The following is a 19,023-nucleotide window of genomic DNA, read 5'->3' on the forward strand; positions in this document are numbered from 1 at the left end:
GCCCGGATGGGACTGGATAGAGGAAGCGGTCCAGGGTCTACCTTCCCGTCATGCGGCATACTCAGACTGAAACGGTATCAGGTATAGCCGCGAGCTGGTCAAGGTACAAGCTACTGGATACTTCAACGATGGGCATGGTGTCTACGAGAGGAATTAGGGCATCACATAATTCTGGTCCGTATCTTGCCCTCAGTCGACCCCGTTGGAGCATATACGGCAGGGCAGGTAGTCTCCCACACGTAGCTAAATCTGCATCCAGTAGTCTTACTGAATCGTTGATTACTCCGCCAATCGCCAGCTTACAGAACGCGTCAGTATCAATAAGAAGCTGCATCGCGCTCTTGTCCTCCGTAAACACAACGCATTAAAGTGCGATCCGTTTCGGACGCATCTTCAAGGTCAACGTTATTGTCGAAGTGATCACGGAGTAGTCGCCGCGCTCCCGAGTCCCTATAAAGTGCCCTCACTGCCATTGAAGCCTGAGAGTAGTCACGAGTACGAGCAGCCCAAGCGTAGATAATTGCACCTGCGTCTGCTCCACATTCAATTTCCAAATCGGCGGCCTTCTGGGCCAATTCTCGGTAGTCTGTGGCACTAACAATTGGAATAGTCTCTGTTCCCACTAGAACGTGAGTCGCATACTCATCTGCCAATTGCTCCATATCGGAGTCGTCACCTATCAGACCCTCTTCATCCACTACGACCGGATGCTCTGAGTTACAGTCACCTGATGAGATGTGCCCAACTTCATGGGAAATTATGAAAGCGGCACGGCCGGGCTGATCATGTTTGTGTCCAAGTAGGATCGCCGGCCGACCCTCGACTATACAGGCAAGACCTTGAAAGTTCGGAGATGGAAGTACTTCAAGGGGTACTACAGGAATACCCCGCCGCCAAAGATCACCAAGAATGTCGTCTAGCGTGATATTGGCAGAGACGCTGTCAATGGTTGCGCGCCACGACCGAGCATCAGGCGGGACCTCAACTGACGCCGGATGGGTTCCATCCATACATCGCGTCACCGCGCCGGCAATCTTGATCGCGGCGTGTATAGCTGATGACAACCTGTCTCCGTCAATATCCCGTACACGACGCAGCATTGCCCCTGAATAGCGGGGCGATCTTAACGGTGCGTCTGCGTCCCGCACAACTGACAGGGATAAACCAAGAAACCTTGCCACCCTGATTTCAATGTCGGGCAAAAGGCTGCGATCTTGCTCAACTGCCTCATCCCACCAATCGGGTAGAATGGCTTGCCGAACGAAATCCCTCTTGAATCCGGCGGAGTCAAGCCGCCGTTGAAGAGATGCAAAGGTATGTTTGGCCAACGCGTGAGTGTCCTCGAGAATACTCTCCTAGGTGCAGCGTCAGTTCCATGATAACAGCAACCGCGAGTTCGACAACAGACTGAGACCAAGCGAGGGCGATTGCTCCCTACCCGTTAACTGATCCACGAGTCGATATCAGTAAGTCAGATGCCCTAGCTCAGCTCCTGTCTCGGCCGCTGACCCAGGCCAGGAGTACGCCTCCGATCAGGCCGAACAGGTGGCCCTCCCACGAGATGAACCCGTCGACCGGTAGCAGCCCGAAGATCAGGCTTCCGTAGAAGACAGTCACCGCCACGGTAATCAGGAGCGACATGAGGCTCCGCTCGACGAATCCGCGCGCCACCAGGTAGCCGAAGTATCCGAATATGAGGCCACTGGCACCGATGTGGACTCCGTCTCGGCCCACCAGCCAGACACCCGCGCCCGCGAACACTGCGATGAACACCGAGACTGCCAGCAGCGTCCCCGAGCCTCGCACTCCCACGATGCCTCCCAGCGCAAGCAGGGGGCCGGTGTTGGAGAGCAGGTGCCAGAAGCCATCGTGTACGAATATGTGGAGGAGTATTCCCAGCAGGCTGGATGTGTCGCGGGGGGTCACTCCGAACTGCCGGAGGTCGAGCCCTGCCCACTGGGCAACGGCTATGACCCACAGCAGGGCGACGAATCCGAGAAGCCAGACGAACGCGCGCATTGGGACTAGTCGTTCTGCCGGTCCCGGTCTCCGCCGGCCGCAGGCGCGCCCTGGCGAGAGTGACGACTCAGGACTTCCCGCGACTCCCGCAGTCCGCCGAATCGCAGTCTCAGCAGACCCTTCATGTCCTCTATGGCGGTGCTGACGATCTTCACCCTGCTGTCGGGGTCGTCCACCCAGCGCACCGGTATCTCACGCACGCGGTAGCCGTTCTTCTCGCACAGGATGAGGAGCTCGGTATCGAAGAACCACCCGGTGTCCTGGACGAGTGGCACGGCTCACCGCCTTGAATCCGCACTGCGCGTCGACGAACCTGGTCAGGAACATGCTCCTGAAGATGAGGCTGTAGCAGCGAGAGATGAACTCGCGCTTGGGGGAGCGTCCGATGACCTCCGCGCCGCGCCTGAGCCGGGAGCCGAACGCGACGTCGTAGCCGTCGTGGGCGATGGCAGCCGCCATCGTCGGAAGCGAGGCGAGATCGGTCGCGAGGTCCATGTCCATGTAGGCCATCACGTCGGCGTTGCTCTGAGTCCAGGCGTGCTTGAGCGCGCGGCCCCTTCCACGCTGTTCCAGGCGCAGGTACTGCACCCTGTCCGAATGCTCGGCGAGCCTGAGTCCGGTCTCCTGCGTGGCGTCGGTGGAGCCGTTGTCGGCGATGACGACACGCCAGTCGTAGTCGGCCATGTTCGAGGTCATGAACTCAGAGAGGGTAGCGACGGTGTCCGCCAGGATCCTCTCTTCGTTCAGCCCGGGGATTACGACATCAAGGGTAGTTCTTGTCATTGTAATTACTGGTCAGTGAGTAGTGTACGGGAGACTGCTACCTGCCTCTTTTACGGGTGCAGGGCGAGCCCTGCTAGTGCCTGAAGTGGCGCGTGCCAGTCGTGACCATCGCGATTCCCAGCCGGTTCGCGGCCTCGATGCACTCGTCGTCGCGGATGGATCCGCCGGGTTGAGCTATCGCGGTCACGCCGCCTTCAGCGGCCATCTCGATGTTGTCCGGGAACGGGAAGAAGGCGTCCGAGGCCAGAACGGACCCCTTGGCCTTGTCGCCCGCGATACGCAGCGCGAGGTGGACACTCGTTACGCGGTTCGGCTGACCGGCGCCCATGCCCACCAGCGTGGCGTCTTTCGCGAGCACGATGGTGTTGGACTTGATGTGCTTCGCCGCCCTCCACGCGAAGGCGAGATCACGAAGCTGATCGTCGGTCGGACTCAGCTCGGTGACGACCTGCCATGCGGAGGGGTCCTCGTCTAAGTCGTCTGCCGCCTGTACCAGAGCCCCGCCGGTGACCAGTCTCACGTCAAGGTGCGTGGCGTGGCCCTTCTCAGGGTCGATTCGGAGTATCCGGGTCCGGCGACGACGCCTGAGCACCTTGAGCGCGTCCTCTTCGTAGTCGGGCGCGACGATCTGGTCGTACAGCACGCCTCGCATCGCGTCGGCTGTCTCCCTGGTGACGGGCCGGTTGAAGCCCACGATGCCGCCGTACGCCGAGACCGAGTCGCCCTCGAACGCGCGCTGGTACGCGGTCGGCTGGTCGGAGTGGACGGCAAGTCCGCAGGGGTTCGTGTGCTTGATAACGGCGACCGCAGGCTCAGCGAAGTCTGACACCACTCGCCACGCGGCGTCGGCGTCCAGGTAATTCGTGTAGGACATGTCGATGCCGTGGAGCTTCTCCGCCCTCACAATTCCACCGGACGATAGAGAAGCGGCGTAGAGAGTCGCATTCTGGTGCGGGTTCTCCCCGTAGCGCAAGTCGGCGACGCGATCGTACCCGAACGTCAACTCAGGCCAGGATGTGCCCTCGATCTCGCCGGTCAGGTACCTGGCGACGGCTGTGTCATACAGAGCCATATGCTGGAACGCCTTGCGCGCGAGTTCGCGACGCTCATCCATGCTGAACGCGCCCTCTGACAGGCCGTGTCCGGCGATGCGCTCGGACACCCACCCATAGTCGGCAGGGTCGACCAGTACTAGCACCGACGGGAAGTTCTTGGCGGCTGCTCGGATCATCGTGGGGCCGCCGATGTCGATGTTTTCCAGCGCGTCCTGCAGCGTGACGTTGTCAGCGCTAACGGTCTCGACAAACGGGTACAGGTTGCCGACGACCGCGTCGATCGTCCCGATGCCGTGCGAGTCTAGCTCGGCCTTATGCGACGCCAGATCACGGCGGGCAAGGATGCCGCCGTGGACCGTCGGGTGGAGTGTCTTGACCCTGCCGTCGAGTATCTCCGGCGAGCCGGTAAGGTCGGCGACCTGCATCACGGGCAGACCGGCATCGGCGATCGTCGCCGCGGTGCCCCCGGTGCTGACGAGGTCGCAGCCGGAGTCACTGAGCGCCCGCGCGAGGTCAGTCAGTCCGGTCTTGTTATAAACGCTTAGTAGAGCTTTCATCGGAGCCTTTCGAGTACGAAGTTCGCAAGTCTGCGGGCCATCTGGTAATTGCGCTGCCAGTCGTTTCTCAGGGGGTCAGCCACATCCAAGACATAGTCCGCCAAGAGACGTAGCTCAAACAAGCGTTGCAAACGTTCTCCCGCAAGCCTATCGTACCTGCGCAACTCACCATATACCCTTCCGTGAATCGTCCTGCTGCCGGATATGCCAAGTGCCTCCCGAGTCGCCAGAAACACAGCATAGTAGAGTCTGTTGATTGCGGTTCTAAAGCTCGCTTCAGATGAATCGCCCAGAACGAGCGAAGTGGCGATGCGACGGAACTCCTCGGGGTTAAACGACTCTGTCGTCACCAATGGACAAACACCGATACAACTTCATCGAACGCCACTCGGGCCTTCTTTGACATCTTAGTTCCGTGTTCATCTGTGTTGTTGACAACAGAGTCCCAAAACTCGTCGATCTTCGATTCGTCGCCAGAGACGCACAGTTCAAAGATCAATCTGTCATCGCCTTCCTCGCACGGATCGTAGAACTTTCGTATCAAGATCTGATCTAAGGTGAGACCAAATCTTATTGCCGACCTTTTGGATTGGTCCACAAGGACATCGCGAAGCTCTAGCAAATGCCCCTTCATTAGCGGCTCGACTTCTGGAGCGACGACGATAGGAGGCTTCTCCCTAGTTTGCATTGTCATCCGCCTTTCGATGAATCGTCCTGCGAAGCGAACACGTGATGCTAAAGAATAACACGCCCTTCGCCGGTGTCGGGAGTGATCTCACCCACCTCCAGCGCGTCGGGGACCTGGTCCAGAACGTCGGCTACCCGGCTGCGGTCGCAGGCCAACACCATGCCCAGACCCATGTTGAACACGCGGTACATCTCGTCGCGGGAGATGCCGCCGTCTTCCTGTATCTGGAGGAATATGGGAGGGACCGGCCACGAGGACGTGTCGAAGCTCGCCGACACGCCATCGGGTAGCATTCTCGGGACGTTCTCGATCAGCCCTCCGCCAGTGATGTGTGCGATGCCGTTGACCATCCCGAACACGGGCTCGAGCTGGCTGAAGTACGGTGGATGCGGCCTGAGCAGCGCATCTCTGAGCGTTTCTCCCAGCTCATCCCGGTACTCGGATAGCGGCGCCGGGTCGGAGTCCAGTCCATACACGTGCCTGACGAGCGAGTATCCGTTCGTGTGCAGACCGTTGGACGGCACGCCTATCAGCACGTCCCTGACACTGATCTGCGACGTGTCGATCATGTCGGAGCGCTCGACCACTCCGAGCACGAATCCGGACACGTCGAAGTTGTCCCCGGCGAAGACGCCAGGCATCTCCGCGGTCTCGCCGCCTATCAGCGCGCAGCCGACCTCCTCGCACGCCCTCGCCATACCCTCGACCAGCGTCAGCACCACGTCAGGCCGGAGCTTGCTCATGTTGATGTAGTCCAGGAACAGGACCGGCTTCGCGCCACAGACGATCACGTCGTTGATGCACGCGTTGACCAGGTCTTCACCGATTCCCTCGAACCGACCGGTCATCACCGCCAGCTTCAGCTTGGTGCCGACCGGGTCCGTGCTCGTGACTAGTACGGGGTCTGTATAGCCGGAGAACGCGTACATCGCTCCGAACGCTCCGACTCCCGCCAGCACCTCCGGCCCATGAGTGCGTCTCACCACGGAGCCGATGCGGCACTTCACATCCTGCGACGCCTCAAGATCTACTCCGGCCTTTCTATAAGTCTGCTCTGCCATGTGAGGGATCGCGTCCTTTATATGTCCAGCTTAAAGCTGGTCTGTTCAGTCATGGAGAAGTACCCAGCCTCACTACTTATATATGTCCAGCTTAAAGCTGGTAGGGGAGGGTTTGAAACCCTCCCCTACACTTTGGTTTTTGCCAGCGCGTTGAGGTCTATCTCTCCGGTGGAGATTCGCTGGATCGTCTCAGGATAGAGAATGTGCTCCTGCTCCAGTACACGAGCAGCCAGAGTGTCAGGCGTGTCGCCGGGAAGCACCGGGACCTCCGTCTGCGCGACGACTGGGCCACGATCGTACTCCTCGTCCACGAGATGCACGGTGACTCCTGACACACTGTCGCCCGACGCCAGAACAGCCTGATGCACGCGCTCCCCGTACATCCCCTGCCCTCCGAACTTCGGAAGCAGCGCGGGATGCACGTTAAGTATGCGGTTGCGGTACGTGCCAAGAGTGCGCGGGCCGAGCATCTTCATGTACCCGGCGAGGGCTACCACTTCTACACCGTGTCGTTGAAGGGTGTCGGCAATCGCCTCGTCCAGGCTGTCGGGGTCCGGATGAGTGCTGCCGCTGAGGTGAGCCGTGGGTATGTCCGCCCTTCGCGCCCGTTCGAGGGCCAGCGACCGGGAGTTGTTCGAGATCACCACGCGCACCTCGGCATCGATAGCGCCGCTGAGGCACGAGTCGATGATTGCCTGAAGGTTGGTGCCTCCGTGTGAGGCCAGCACACCAAGCGCGAGCTTGCTCACGGGTACAGGCGGGTCAGTCCGCCCCGCCCTGGCGCGACCTGGCGGGGACGACCTCCTGGGCCTCCATCACCAGCTTGTCCATCTCCAGTTGGACGGGGATCGGATACTGGCTCGTGAAGCAACCCATGCAGTAGCTGCTTCCCTCATCTTCGACGGCCCGCGACAGCCCCTCGACGCTCAGGTATCCCAGGGAGTCGGCGCCCACCAGCAGTTGGATCTCCTCGACCGACATATTGGCGGCGATCAGCTCCTTCTTGGTGGCCATGTCTACGCCGAAGTGGCAGGTGGACACGATCGGCGGCGCGGTTATCCGCAGGTGTATCTCCGTCGCGCCTCCCCTTCGCAGCAGCTTGACCACGTGCGGAGTCGTGGTGCCGCGAACGATGCTGTCGTCCACGACGACCAGGCGCTTGCCGCGAATGATCTCAGGCAGAGGATTGAGCTTGCGCCTTACTCCAAGGTCGCGGAAGTACTGGGTCGGCTCGATGAAGGTCCGTCCGACGTAGCGGTTCTTGACCAGGCCCTCGCCGTAGGGAATGCCAGACTCCTGCGCGTAGCCCACCGCGGCGGCGGTGGCCGAGTCGGGTACGCCGATAACCATGTCGGCGTCGACCGGGTACTCTCTGGCCAGCTCCGCGCCCATCCGCATCCGGTCGCTGTAGACCAGTCTGCCGTCGAGGACGCTGTCCGGCCTGGAGAAGTAGATGTTCTCGAAGATGCAGCTTGCGCGTCCGCCGTCAGAGCCGGGGCTCTTGACCGTCCTTAGACCCGACTCGTCGATCAACACGGCCTCACCCGGCTCGATGTCCCGGATGTAGTCGGCGCCGACGTGGTCGAGAGCACATGACTCAGACGCGAGCACCCAGCCCTGGCCGAGTCGTCCGAGGCACAGCGGCCTGACTCCCAGGGGATCGCGGATGCCGATCAGTTCGTTCTTTGTCAGCACGGTCAGCGAGTATGCGCCTTTCAGCCTTCGCATCAAGTACGAGATGCGGCCCTCCCAGTCCTGGGCGGGCGCGTTGGCGAGCAGGTTGGCGATGATCTCGGTGTCGCTGGTGCCGTCGAAGCGGAACCCCTGCTCCTCCAGGTCCTCGCGCAGCTCCATGGCGTTGATGACGTTGCCGTTGTGACCCAGCGCAAGTTCCAGGTCCGGCCCGCGAGCCAAGACAGGCTGCGCGTTGACGATCCGATTGGAGCCGGTCGTGGAGTAGCGCGTGTGGGCGATGGATATGTGCCCGGGAAGATCGACGAGGTCGTCTTCGGCAAAGCTCTGGCCGATGAGGCCCATCGAGGTGCGGTTGTGGACGCTGTGGCCGTCTGCCGACGCTATGCCGGCGCTCTCCTGTCCACGGTGCTGCAGCGCGTATATGCCGAAGAAAGCAACACGGGCTACATCCTGGCCGGGATGGTAAACTCCCACCACACCGCAGGCTTCACGTGCGGTGTCTGCGTCAAAGAGCGGCTGGGACGCAGCCGTAAGATGCTCTGTTCGCAGCGCTTCTCCCGGACCAGGTCCAGGGTGCAGGCTATCAGGACTGATGGGACAACACTCCCTCGATCCGCTGCCATTGCCTTCCCCCGTATCGTCGTACGGGGTGACGTTGCTTCGAGCCGCGTCCGCTAAACGCTGCATAGCCCGAAGACCGCACGGGGATTATAAGCGCGACATTAACGGACGGTCAACGCAGGGTGGGCATGATTCTCGTCCATCTTCCCCTTAGACGCAGGTTACTCTCTGATGAAAAGACGTACTATGGCCCGACTCAGCGAGCCAAGTCACAGACCCTTTTCGACCACTTTGAGATATTTGACTTAACAAGGTGGGCAAGAGGCTATAATCAGGAGTAACAGATGGAGCGTCATGCATGACGACGATCAACACATCCGACGAACTGCTGACTCTGCTTCGTGAGAATCAGGAGTTCCGGGAGGCAGCCAGCAAGGCCATCCTGACCGAGGAGTTGCTAGCGCTTCCGGTGAGGTTCAGTGCGTTCGAGTCTGAGACTCGCAGCGATACTACTGAGATCCGCAGCGACATTGCTGAAATCCGCGGCGATATTGTTGAGATCCGGAGCGACATCGTTGAGATCCGCGGCGACGTAAGCGACCTCAAAGAGGGACAGAAGAGGCTCGAACAGGGTCAACAGATCCACACTACCGACATAGGGGAGTTGAAAGGCGTCAGTCTGGAGACGAAGCTCTACAATCGCGGGGCCTCCCTGATAGCGACACTGCTGAGGGTGCACAGCGGTCGCAGGGTAAGAGTTGCTGAAATGGACGACAACTCGGCCGAATTCAACAACGTGATTCTCAAAGGGCTGGCAGACGGAGTCCTGACTGAAGAAGAGTATGATCGGATTCTAGCCACCGACATGATAGTCAGCGGGCGCCGAACGGGGTCATCCAGCCCTGTCTACACCGCTATTGAGGCGTCATACAGCATCTCCCGAGCGGACATCGCTAAAGTGAGTCAGACAGCCAAAACACTCGGCAAAGTGTTCGACAACGTCGAGGTACACGCCGTGATCTACTACATGAACGTCGAACCTGCTATCGAGAGTGAGGCTGTCCAGCAGGAAGTCCACCTGGTAAGAGCAAGGAATTAGGCAAGCTGGCGACAACCGCGAGCTTGGCTGACGTTGCTGCATGAGTTCAGCCGGTGACTTCGACAAAGACGGGCGAGACACCCGCGCTCCCCGAATCAGCCCTACCCCACTATTGGCTGGGCGATTATCCAGAGGCTGGTGGCGGTGTAGATGATCATCAGCGCCAGCATGGGGACCTGACCCCGGAGCGCGTCTGACGAGTTCGACGTGCGGCGCAGGGAGATCACGTGCGCTAGATACACTGAGATCACGTGGCCCAGCACGATGGCGATCAGGCTGATGAACCACACGGTCCTGGCGCTGATGATCTCCAGGTTGAGCCTGTAGTCCGCCGTGCCGAGTATGTTCCACCCGGACCCGAACGGGTCAGATGCCAGCGGGATTATCAGCTGTCCCTGGATCAGCAGCAGCGTTATGAAGTGTGCGAGGTTGTACGCGAGCGCTATCGGCACGAGTGAGAACACGTACGCGCTCGCGACTTCGATCACCCCGGACTCCTCGCGTGACAGCGTCTTGATCCCCCACGCGAACGCCAGGTACACCACGACAAACAGCGCGGGCGCGAGGACGAGAGCGACCGTGTCGACCACGTCCGAGCTCGCGAACGTCAGCATGTCGGTGCGGATGTTCACCCACGTCTCGGTGTCCTGGAAGCCGTCGAAGCTCACCGTGGCCAGTGCGAGCACGACAAACGCGGCGGTCGCCACGGACACTCGCTCCTGCAACGCCAGTCCCACGGCGAATGGACGCAGGTTGAGCTGCCTGTCCGAGGGCGCGGCGTACTCGTAGCAGTCGTAGCAATCAACGCACTCCGGCTCATGCCGGCACTCGGAGCCGCAGTCGCCGCACACGTCGCGGTTCGTCACTCTCAGCTCCGTCGGGGAGAAGCGCGAGAAGAACCCGAACAGCACGGTGAACGCCTCGCCGTTTCTGAGCCAGATGTGCTTTCCGAAGGCCGCCATCCCGACCCACATGATGATGGAGTACAGCAGCACCAGCACAGACAGCGTGAACGGCCTGAACGCGCCGGTGTAGACGTTCTCGGCCCACGCGAACAGGAAGAACAGCAGCAGCGCGGGCCAGACACTCAGTCCCTCGGGATAGGTGAAGGGAGGGTCTTCAGGCTCGCCGGAGTGGCCCCTGAGCTTTCGGTACCACTCGAAGGTGATCTTCCACGGGTTGATGAACACCCACACGTTGCCGACCAGCGCGACGACGTACCCCATGCCGACCCACCAGATGATCCAGATGAAGGTCGGTGACAGGTTCTCGACCGCGCGGTCGGTGCCGAAGAAGCCCACGAACAGCAGCAGCAGGAAGATCAGCACCGAGACGGCCCGGATGATCGTGCCGGCTATCGAGTTCGAGAGTACTGCTCCGACGACGGTGACTTTAAGCAGGTCAAGCCGTGGGTAGCTGAATCTCTCTGGATGACGCTGAACGAACAGCCCGATCAGCACGAACGACAGGAAGACCGTCGCCACAGCACCGACCAGGAAGTAGTTGAGCGGTATCGGCAGGTCGTAGCGCTGCCCGAAGGCGTGTGCTGCTACGGGGGACACGGTCAGCGCAAGTGTGCTGACAGTAGCGGCTGTGAAGAGTTTGAGCGCCATTCTATATGTCCAGTTTTAAGCTGGTCACCCTCTCCCCAGCCCTCTCCCGTCAAGGGCTTACAGGGGTAGGCAGACCGATAATTCGTTCGTCCTGAGCTTGTCGAAGGACACTCCTACTATCCCCTGGATTCCGGCCTCCGCCGGAATGACGATTTGCGAATACCTACCCCTGTCAGCCCGTCAAGGGAGAGGGGGCTTATCGAACGCCCCTACTCCAGTGTCTGGATGTAGTTGATCACGTGCCATATTTCGTCCTCGGAAAGCTTATCACCCAGCGGCGCCATGGCAGTACCGGGGACGCCGTCCCGGATGAACTCGAACAATGCGCGGTCGGGGTGCAGCGGGACGTGGACCGTCAGGTCTGCCGGTGGAGGATTCAGACCCACGCCACCGCGGCCGTCGCCCAGGCCTCCTACGCCGTGACATAGCTGGCAGTTCTCCACGTACAGTCCCATGCCGAGCGTGACGGACTCCTGTGTAGGAGCAATCGGGTTTCGCTCAGGCAGCCCCTCGCCTGCGCCGAGCGTGCCGAACAGCAGCGCTCCGCCCGCGATCACGGCGACCGCGCCGACTACCATCGCACCTGCACCTTGCCGCGAGTACCAGCCTCCGATGGGGATGCTGATCCCCATGAACAGGAACCCCAGCACCACGAACTCGATGCCCAGCAGCGCCCTGCCCGTGTCCGCCTCCGGTGCTATCGCCAGGCTTCCTCCGCTTCCTCCGGTCACCTCGAACCTGAACGCGGCGCGGGCGTCGAAGGCGTCGGGACGCTGGACGACAAGCTCGACCTGCCACGCTCCGGCGATACTGATGAGCTGGTCTTCGAGCGCGAACTCGCCTGCGCCTACTTCCGTGGCGGAGTAGGGAATCTCGCCAAAGTCGGCGTCGAGGTACGACAGGCGCACCCTAACGTCCGTCGCGTTGGTGATCGGACTCCCGGACAGGTCTGTCAGGGAGATGTGGACGGTGTTCGGGCCGACCAGGCCGGGATCAATCTCCAGCGCCATCCGGGCGCCCTCGGACACCTCCTGGAAGGCGAGTTCGCTCTCGACTCCGATGCCCTCGCGCGAGGCGACCTGTCGCGCCGGCTCCAGCGAGGTCAGGAAGCCGACCGCAAGCAGCACAATCACCGCCAGGACTACCTCGGCTGCAACCAGCCGCTTCAGCCAGGTACTCGCGGTGCCGCCGGCGCGGAGCCGTGGTCTCACCCATACCAGGTTCGCGGCCGCGACCAGCAGAAGGCCCACGACGACAGCCACCTTGATGCCCAGAACCCTGCCGTACGGGACCTGGAGGGCAGGCACGGTGACCACCTGCGCCCACGCGCTGTAGAGGCCAGTCAGGATGATCACGACGACGCTAATCCCGGCAACCAGCGAGAACCTGCGCACCAGCGCAGATAGAATTTCTCGCCGTTCAACTCCGTCGCAGGTCTTCATGATGACGCGGACGCCAGCGATCAATGCGATCAGGCCCCCGACCCACACGGCAACTACCACGAGGTGAATGAAGTCGTTGAGAATCGCCTGGGTGCGGACGTTGACCGTCGCGGCCGCGTGGCTGGTCAGGCTGATCGTCAGCAGCGAGGCTGCGCCCAGCACGGCTCCCAGTGTCAGGAGCGCCGGGTTGTCTCCCCTGCGCCAACCAGCGATCACCGCGACCGAGGACGCCGCTCCAAGAGCGACCCGCCACAGCCAAAGCCGTCCCCACTCGGTGTCCATGAGCAGATCCCACACAGGGCCGCCAAGCGCCCCTACCAGCGAGGACTCGAACACCACCGACGCCTGCACGATAAGCTGGACCACGGATGCGGCCAGCAGAACTCCTGCCGCAATCACCACAACCCGGGACAGCGAACCGGTCAGGCTCGGGATGAGAATGACGGCGTCATGACCGCCAATCACCGGGCGGGAGACCAGGAGGTGGAACGTCACGGCTCCCACTATCGTCAGCACTCCCAGCAGCACAAGCCACCGGATGACAGGGTCAGCCGGGGACTGGAACAGCGGCTGGTCGACCTCCACTGCAACTACGTCCGTAGGAGCAGGTATGAAGCCCGTCCCTACCGAGAACACGAACGCTCCCCTGACGCGATGGCCGTCGACGGTGGACACGTTCTTCCATGCCACCGTGTACGTACCGTCGGCGAGCTCTTCGACCGACACCGACATCACGAGCGGGTCGGACGGGTCTACCGCGCTGTCGCCCCCGTCAACGAGGCCGCCCTGGGAGTCGTACACCTCAATCTCGCTGAGCGCGGGTTCCAGCGGCTCGGTGAACCGGATCGTCACCCGCTCCGGAGACTCGTCGACTACCGAGTTGGCCGCCGGGTCTGACTCCACGTAGTTGGCGTGGGCCTCGACGGTCGCCGGAACCTGCGTGAGCAGAACGACCAAGGCCAGGACGACCCAGACCGGCGCATAGACGTAGGGGCAGGTTTGAAACCTGCCCCTACCAGGCCCACCTGCTCGACTCACGGCGCCATCTGGTCAAGCTGCAGGAGGATCCCCGAGGTCGTCGGGCGGTCGGTTATGTCCCGGCCCACGTGGTAGGCGACGATCTCCCCGGTCTTGTCCAGGATGAACGTCGCCGGCGCCGCTACGCCATCGCCGTGCAGATCGAAGACGCCATATTCACGCGCCACGCTGTTGTCGCCGTCCGCGAGGATGTGGAAACCTGTCCCATACCCTGACCCGGGGTCCGCTCCGATGAAGCTGGCCATGTTCATCGCGTCGAGGACGTTGTCCGTGCTTATCGCCACCAGCGCCGCGTCGCGCTTCTCGAACTCGGGGTAGGCTTCTGCCAGCTCGCCGAGCTGGCTGCGACATATCCCTCAGAAGTACCCCCGGTAGAACACCAGGACGACGGACCTGTGGTCCTCGAGCAGACCCGACAGCGACACGTCGTTGCCTCCCGCTGAAGGCAGGCTGAAGTTGGGCGCCATCGAGCGATCAGGGGAGCTCTCAGCCGAAGGAGCAGCGGGAGTTGCCGTCGGAGCCACGAGAGCAATAGCCGTGGCAGTCGGAGCCGGAGCAGGCTCAGGCGCGGGCTCCGATCCACAGGCCACCGCCAAGGCGACAGCCAGGACCGCAATCAGGCACAGTCCTACATGGGACTTTATGCCTCCTCTCCCTTGATGGGAGAGGATTGAGGTGAGGGTGAGGATCATAGAACGCACCCTCTCGGTAGGGGTTGGCAATCTTGGAGTGGAGCTAACATCAAATCTCCCAACTACGACTTTCTGCTGCGTATGACCAGTACCAGGGACACGGCTCCTAAGGCAATGCCACCCGCCCCCAGTACGACGCCGATTATCGCCATCGTGGCAGCGGCGCTGTTGCGGTCTTCGTCCACGTCGTGGGTCTCGTCAGACTCTGTCTCCAAGCCTCCGACAGTCGCCTGCATGCTCCCGACATCGCGGACTCCAGCTCGCGTGCTGACACGACCGCCTCGGGGAACTGTATCGCGGTCGCCGGCTGCACATCGTCGAAGTCGCCTCCTCCGGCCATGGAGTTGAAGGCCAGGTCGACCTGCTCGCCCTCTATTGTGCCAAAGAAGCGGAACCGGTAGTGACCGGGCGAGGTCGGGATGAGATCGGCCACGTAGTGACCGGGATCGTTGGAAACAGGCCTCAGGTTCATAGTCTTCGAGACGCTGGACGGCACGTGCGTCACCTCCACCAGGAGCGTGTTCTGCAGTCCCTCGACACCGGCGGACGAGGCGTCGCCGTGGTCCATCTGCATCGCCATGCCGCCCTCTCCGGGAACGTCCACCATCGTCGTCGCCTCGATAGGCTCGCCATTGTAGGTCAGGTCGGCGTGATTGTTTGCGCTGAGCGTCACTTTGATGTGCCGCTCTCCTGGTGCGAGTCCGGTCAGGTGGTTGACGGGCTCGTACACCATCCTGAGCAGCTCTCCGTCCACGTAGATGTGCGCGTGTCCCTCACCGGCAACGTAGTCGGCGCCGCCGGTCGACCACGTCCAGCCGTCGGTCATGATGTGAAGGTTCACCCCGCCGTCGTCCTCGACGTCCGTCATGAGGCTAACGTCGATCGGTACTTCAGACGCCACGACATCTCCGTCGTGCGACGGGTCGGCGCTCATGTCCATGCCGGCCATACTGTCGGACTCTTCCTGCCCTCCTGAACCTCCTCTTGTCACGCGGATGCTCACCGCGTTCATCTCGCCCTCGTACGCGGGTTCATTCAGGAACCCAACAACGATCTTGTTGCCTCCCAACTCTTCATCGTCATGCGCAAACGCAGCGGTCGCGGCCATCACAGCCAGCGCCGCCACTATCAAGATTGCTATCAGTGATCTGGTCAAGACCAACCTCCAAAGAATGGCGAATAGTGAATTCCACTCACTATTCACTTCTACCGTCGTCTACCACTTCGACCACTGGCTCTCTGTTTCAGGAAGGCCCTCATGGCAAGTCCGAGGATGGTCACGAACGCCAGCAGTGTAGCCAGCGTGATCAGACCGGCAATCGGGCTGGCGCGCTTCACGTCGTAGGTGAACAGCGCGGAGCCGCTGCCGTCCTCGCCGGATACGGTGATCGTGACCTCCCACGGCCCCTCGTTCTCCAGGAACGCGCGCGCCTCGTACAGCGTCGGGTCGTACGAGTCAGGCCCGAACATCAGCGGAGCGCCCTGGCCCGCTGAGCTTATCGGGACTGCACTGACGACCATGTTAGGCACGCGGGCTCCCGTGTCGGGGTCTGCCACCTGGAGAATCAGGATCGCCTCGCCCACTATCGGAGGGTCGGGTATCGTCCCAAGCAGCAGGTCGTACGGTCCCGCTTGGGCCTGCTTGGTGAGCTGAAACCCACTCCCGTGCGCGCTGATCCAGTCCGCTGCCGCCAGTCCGACGGCCACGACTGCGAGGAAGATTACGAATGTAAGCGCGTATTTCACCGAGACACCCAACGCGTGACGCCATCCAGCGTCAGTCCAAAGAGAAAGTCCCTGAAGTAGCTCCCATGAGCCTCCTCTCCCTCAGGGAGAAGATTGAGGTGAGGGTGAAAGGTATGAATGCCTACTCCTCTAAGCCCCCTCTCCCGCCAAGGGAAAAAGGACTCAGAAAACACCCTCTAGTCAGAGAGACAATGACCGCAGCCTAGGCACGAGGTGGTCTTTCGAGGGGGGATACAGACGCCGACCTGAGCACCGCGAACTCGGGCGCTCGCAGTGTCAGCACCGTGTCGGGGTCAGGAGTCAGCCGGCTCTCGAGCTCAGCGTCGGCAAGCATCGCCATGGACGGCCCCGCCGAGACGACCTCGAAGCTGTAAAGCGCGATTCCCCCTTCAGCGGTCTGATCGCCGCCGTGAAGGTGATGGCTCGCGTAATCGTGGTCGTGGCCCTCATCGGCCCAGAAGTGCGCGTGGTACGGCTGCCGCTCAGCAAAGTGATGATCTATGGCCGGCCCCATAAAAGGCAGCACCACCACCAAGGCGGCAAGCCCAACAGGCCACACTCTGACAAGCACTTGGTTCATTCCAAGAAAAGTATAGCACCTGCCAGCAGGCACCCTCTCCATGAGAGCTCCGCGTACCACTTGGCGGCCTTCGCTCAACTGTCTGAACTATGATTTATCTGTTTATGGGATGTCCCTGATTTCCCAGCCCCACTTGACCGTCCTGCTCAATTGCGGGATGCACACGACATCCTTGGAAATGGGCTGCAAGCCTCAACGCACCTATCACGAGAATCACTTAATCACACAAATCACAGTAACGTCACCCCGTACTTCGATACGGGGTCAGACAACATCGCCCCAACACCGCTGGACTGATTCTAAATCGCAGGTACAATATTCGGTACAATATATAGACACATTAAAAGAGCTCCGGGAGCGCAGCTTGCCCCAGTTCCAGATAGTCTCTGACTTCCAGCCGACTGGCGACCAGCCTCGGGCCGTCGATCAGATCATCGACGGCCTCGACAAGGGCATGGTCCACCAGTCGCTTATGGGTGTCACGGGCAGCGGCAAGACTTTCACGATGGCGAACGTCATCGAGCGGGTGCAGCGTCCGACGCTGGTTATCGCACACAACAAGACGCTCGCCGCACAGCTCGCCACCGAGTTCAAGGAGTTCTTCCCGGACAACGCGGTCGAGTACTTCGTCAGCTACTACGACTACTACCAGCCTGAAGCCTACCTCCCGCGCACCGATCTCTACATAGAGAAGGACGCCGACATCAACGAGGAGCTCGACAAGCTCCGACACGCGGCCACCCGCGCACTGCTGACCCGCAGGGACGTGCTGATTGTCGCGTCGGTCTCCTGCATCTTCGGACTCGGCTCCCCGGAGGAATACCAGGGCTTCATGGCGCACGTGCAGCGGGGCGAGATACGCAGCCCCGGCCGCCTCTCCAGGCAGCTCATCGACATGCAGTACGAGCGCAACGACTTCGACCTCGCCCGCGGACGGTTCCGCATACGCGGGGACACGCTCGAGATACTGCCCGCCTACGAGACGATCGGCGTGCGCATCGAGTTCTGGGGCGATGAGGTCGAGCGCATAGTCGAGCTCGACCCGCTCACCGGCGAGGTGCTCTCCGAGCGCAACGACATCGACATCTACCCGGCCAAGCACTTCGTCACCTCGCAGGAGAAGCTGCAGGACGCCATCAGGAACATCGAGGAGGAGCTGGCCGACCAGCTCAAGTTCCTCAACCGACAGGGCAAGCTGCTGGAAGCGCAGAGACTGGAGCAGCGCACCCGCTACGACGTCGAGATGATGCGCGAGACGGGCTACTGCGCGGGCGTCGAGAACTACTCCCGCCACCTGGCGGCGCGCGAGCCCGGAAGCACGCCCTACACGCTTATGGACTACTTCCCCGAGGACTACCTGCTGTTCATCGACGAGTCGCACATGACGCTCCCCCAGATCAGGGGTATGTACAACGGCGACCGCTCGCGCAAGGAGGTGCTGGTCGAGTACGGCTTCCGGTTGCCGTCTGCGCTCGACAACAGGCCGCTCAACTTCGGCGAGTTCGAACAGTTCGTCAACCAGGCCGTTTACGTGACCGCGACGCCGGGCCCGTACGAGTTCGAGCACTCCCAGCAGATGGTGGAGCAGGTGATCCGGCCCACCGGTCTGACCGACCCTGTCATCGACGTCAAGCCCACCGAAGGGCAAATAGACGACCTGCTGTACCAGATCAAGGTCAGGGTCGACAGAGGTGAGCGCTGCATCGTCACGACACTGACGAAGCGCATGTCCGAGGAGCTCGCCGACTACCTCCGCGAGATGGGCGTTCGAACACACTACCTGCACTCCGAGATCGACACCCTCGAGCGCAGCGAGATACTGCGCGACCTGCGGCTGGGCGTGTACGACGTCATCGTCGGGATCAACCTGCTCAGGGAGGGACTGGACCTGCCCGAGGTCAGCCTCGTGGCCATTCTGGACGCCGACAAAGAGGGCTACCTGAGGTCCACGACCTCGCTGGTGCAGACCATCGGCCGCGCGGCCCGCCACGTTGACGGCCATGTCATAATGTACGCAGACCGTGTTACCGATTCGATGAAGCGCGCCATAGACGAGACCGAACGCAGGCGAGAGATCCAGCAGGTCTACAACCGAGAGCACGGCATCACGCCTCAGAGCATCCAGAAGACCATTCACGACATAACGGAGCGCGTGAGGGCCATCGCTGAGACTGAGGCGCCCTACGCGGTGGACTCGTCGGACATGCCGAGAGACGACATCCTGAGATTGATCAAAGACCTGGAATCACAGATGAAGACGGCGGCCAAGTCGCTGGAGTTCGAGAAGGCCGCTCTGCTTAGAGACCAGATCACCGACCTGAGAAAGGTGATGGTCCAATGACTCTCCACAAAGAGGCGTCCGATGGGCGCTGGAATTCGTATTTCATGTAAATA

The 19,023-nt window shown here is 61.3% G+C and carries 16 protein-coding genes and 1 pseudogene; 2 read left to right on the forward strand and 15 right to left on the reverse strand.

Going from position 1 to position 19,023, the window contains the following annotated elements; all coding sequences use genetic code 11:
• Nucleotides 1-1,485 precede the first annotated feature (1,485 nt).
• From J4G14_12845 to purF, 8 genes and pseudogenes are all read right to left on the reverse strand, one after another.
• Nucleotides 1,486-2,019 (reverse strand): rhomboid family intramembrane serine protease, encoded by a 534-nt coding sequence (locus J4G14_12845; protein MCE2458678.1) that lies wholly within the window; start codon nt 2,017-2,019, stop codon nt 1,486-1,488.
• A gap of 5 nt (nt 2,020-2,024) precedes the next feature.
• A pseudogene (locus J4G14_12850) lies at nt 2,025-2,802 on the reverse strand (glycosyltransferase).
• Nucleotides 2,803-2,875: 73 nt separating this feature from the next.
• A complete protein-coding gene (gene purH / locus J4G14_12855; protein MCE2458679.1) occupies nt 2,876-4,414 on the reverse strand; it encodes a bifunctional phosphoribosylaminoimidazolecarboxamide formyltransferase/IMP cyclohydrolase in 1,539 nt (512 codons plus the stop codon).
• A complete protein-coding gene (locus J4G14_12860; protein MCE2458680.1) occupies nt 4,411-4,767 on the reverse strand; it encodes a hypothetical protein in 357 nt (118 codons plus the stop codon). Before J4G14_12860 ends, purH begins: the two co-directional genes overlap by 4 nt.
• On the reverse strand, nt 4,761-5,102 hold the full coding sequence (locus J4G14_12865; protein ID MCE2458681.1) for a hypothetical protein: 342 nt from the start codon (nt 5,100-5,102) through the stop codon (nt 4,761-4,763). Before J4G14_12865 ends, J4G14_12860 begins: the two co-directional genes overlap by 7 nt.
• 47 nt (nt 5,103-5,149) lie before the next feature.
• Nucleotides 5,150-6,163 carry a phosphoribosylformylglycinamidine cyclo-ligase gene (locus J4G14_12870; GenBank protein MCE2458682.1) on the reverse strand — a complete coding sequence of 338 codons (1,014 nt, stop codon included), beginning with the start codon at nt 6,161-6,163 and terminating at the stop codon, nt 5,150-5,152.
• Nucleotides 6,164-6,288: 125 nt separating this feature from the next.
• On the reverse strand, nt 6,289-6,912 hold the full coding sequence (locus J4G14_12875) for a phosphoribosylglycinamide formyltransferase (protein MCE2458683.1): 624 nt from the start codon (nt 6,910-6,912) through the stop codon (nt 6,289-6,291).
• A 13-nt stretch (nt 6,913-6,925) separates the two neighbouring features.
• Complete coding sequence (gene purF / locus J4G14_12880) at nt 6,926-8,545, reverse strand: amidophosphoribosyltransferase (GenBank protein ID MCE2458684.1); 1,620 nt, start codon at nt 8,543-8,545, stop codon at nt 6,926-6,928.
• Between the two features lie 232 nt (nt 8,546-8,777).
• On the opposite strand from purF, the gene J4G14_12885 reads away from it, so the two are divergent.
• Entirely contained in the window at nt 8,778-9,518 is a 741-nt protein-coding gene (locus J4G14_12885) for a hypothetical protein (protein ID MCE2458685.1), read from the forward strand.
• A 101-nt stretch (nt 9,519-9,619) separates the two neighbouring features.
• Here J4G14_12885 and J4G14_12890 read toward each other — a convergent pair whose 3' ends face one another.
• The 7 genes from J4G14_12890 to J4G14_12920 all read right to left on the reverse strand — a co-directional run bounded on the left by J4G14_12890 (nt 9,620) and on the right by J4G14_12920 (nt 16,620).
• Entirely contained in the window at nt 9,620-11,131 is a 1,512-nt protein-coding gene (locus tag J4G14_12890; protein ID MCE2458686.1) for a hypothetical protein, read from the reverse strand.
• A gap of 209 nt (nt 11,132-11,340) precedes the next feature.
• A complete protein-coding gene (locus J4G14_12895; protein ID MCE2458687.1) occupies nt 11,341-13,530 on the reverse strand; it encodes a copper resistance protein CopC in 2,190 nt (729 codons plus the stop codon).
• Nucleotides 13,531-13,607: 77 nt separating this feature from the next.
• Nucleotides 13,608-13,964 (reverse strand): peroxiredoxin family protein, encoded by a 357-nt coding sequence (locus tag J4G14_12900; protein MCE2458688.1) that lies wholly within the window; start codon nt 13,962-13,964, stop codon nt 13,608-13,610.
• A 3-nt stretch (nt 13,965-13,967) separates the two neighbouring features.
• A complete protein-coding gene (locus J4G14_12905) occupies nt 13,968-14,303 on the reverse strand; it encodes a hypothetical protein (GenBank protein MCE2458689.1) in 336 nt (111 codons plus the stop codon).
• A gap of 142 nt (nt 14,304-14,445) precedes the next feature.
• Nucleotides 14,446-15,459 (reverse strand): hypothetical protein, encoded by a 1,014-nt coding sequence (locus tag J4G14_12910; GenBank protein ID MCE2458690.1) that lies wholly within the window; start codon nt 15,457-15,459, stop codon nt 14,446-14,448.
• A gap of 50 nt (nt 15,460-15,509) precedes the next feature.
• Nucleotides 15,510-16,049, reverse strand: coding sequence for a hypothetical protein (locus tag J4G14_12915; GenBank protein MCE2458691.1), 540 nt, complete (start codon nt 16,047-16,049; stop codon nt 15,510-15,512).
• 202 nt (nt 16,050-16,251) lie between these two features.
• A complete protein-coding gene (locus tag J4G14_12920; protein MCE2458692.1) occupies nt 16,252-16,620 on the reverse strand; it encodes a hypothetical protein in 369 nt (122 codons plus the stop codon).
• A gap of 373 nt (nt 16,621-16,993) precedes the next feature.
• On the opposite strand from J4G14_12920, the gene uvrB reads away from it, so the two are divergent.
• On the forward strand, nt 16,994-18,970 hold the full coding sequence (gene uvrB, locus J4G14_12925) for an excinuclease ABC subunit UvrB (protein ID MCE2458693.1): 1,977 nt from the start codon (nt 16,994-16,996) through the stop codon (nt 18,968-18,970).
• The last annotated feature ends 53 nt before the right edge of the window (nt 18,971-19,023 follow it).

This window comes from Dehalococcoidia bacterium, from assembly GCA_021295915.1.
Lineage (GTDB): Bacteria > Chloroflexota > Dehalococcoidia > Lucifugimonadales > UBA1123 > VXRN01.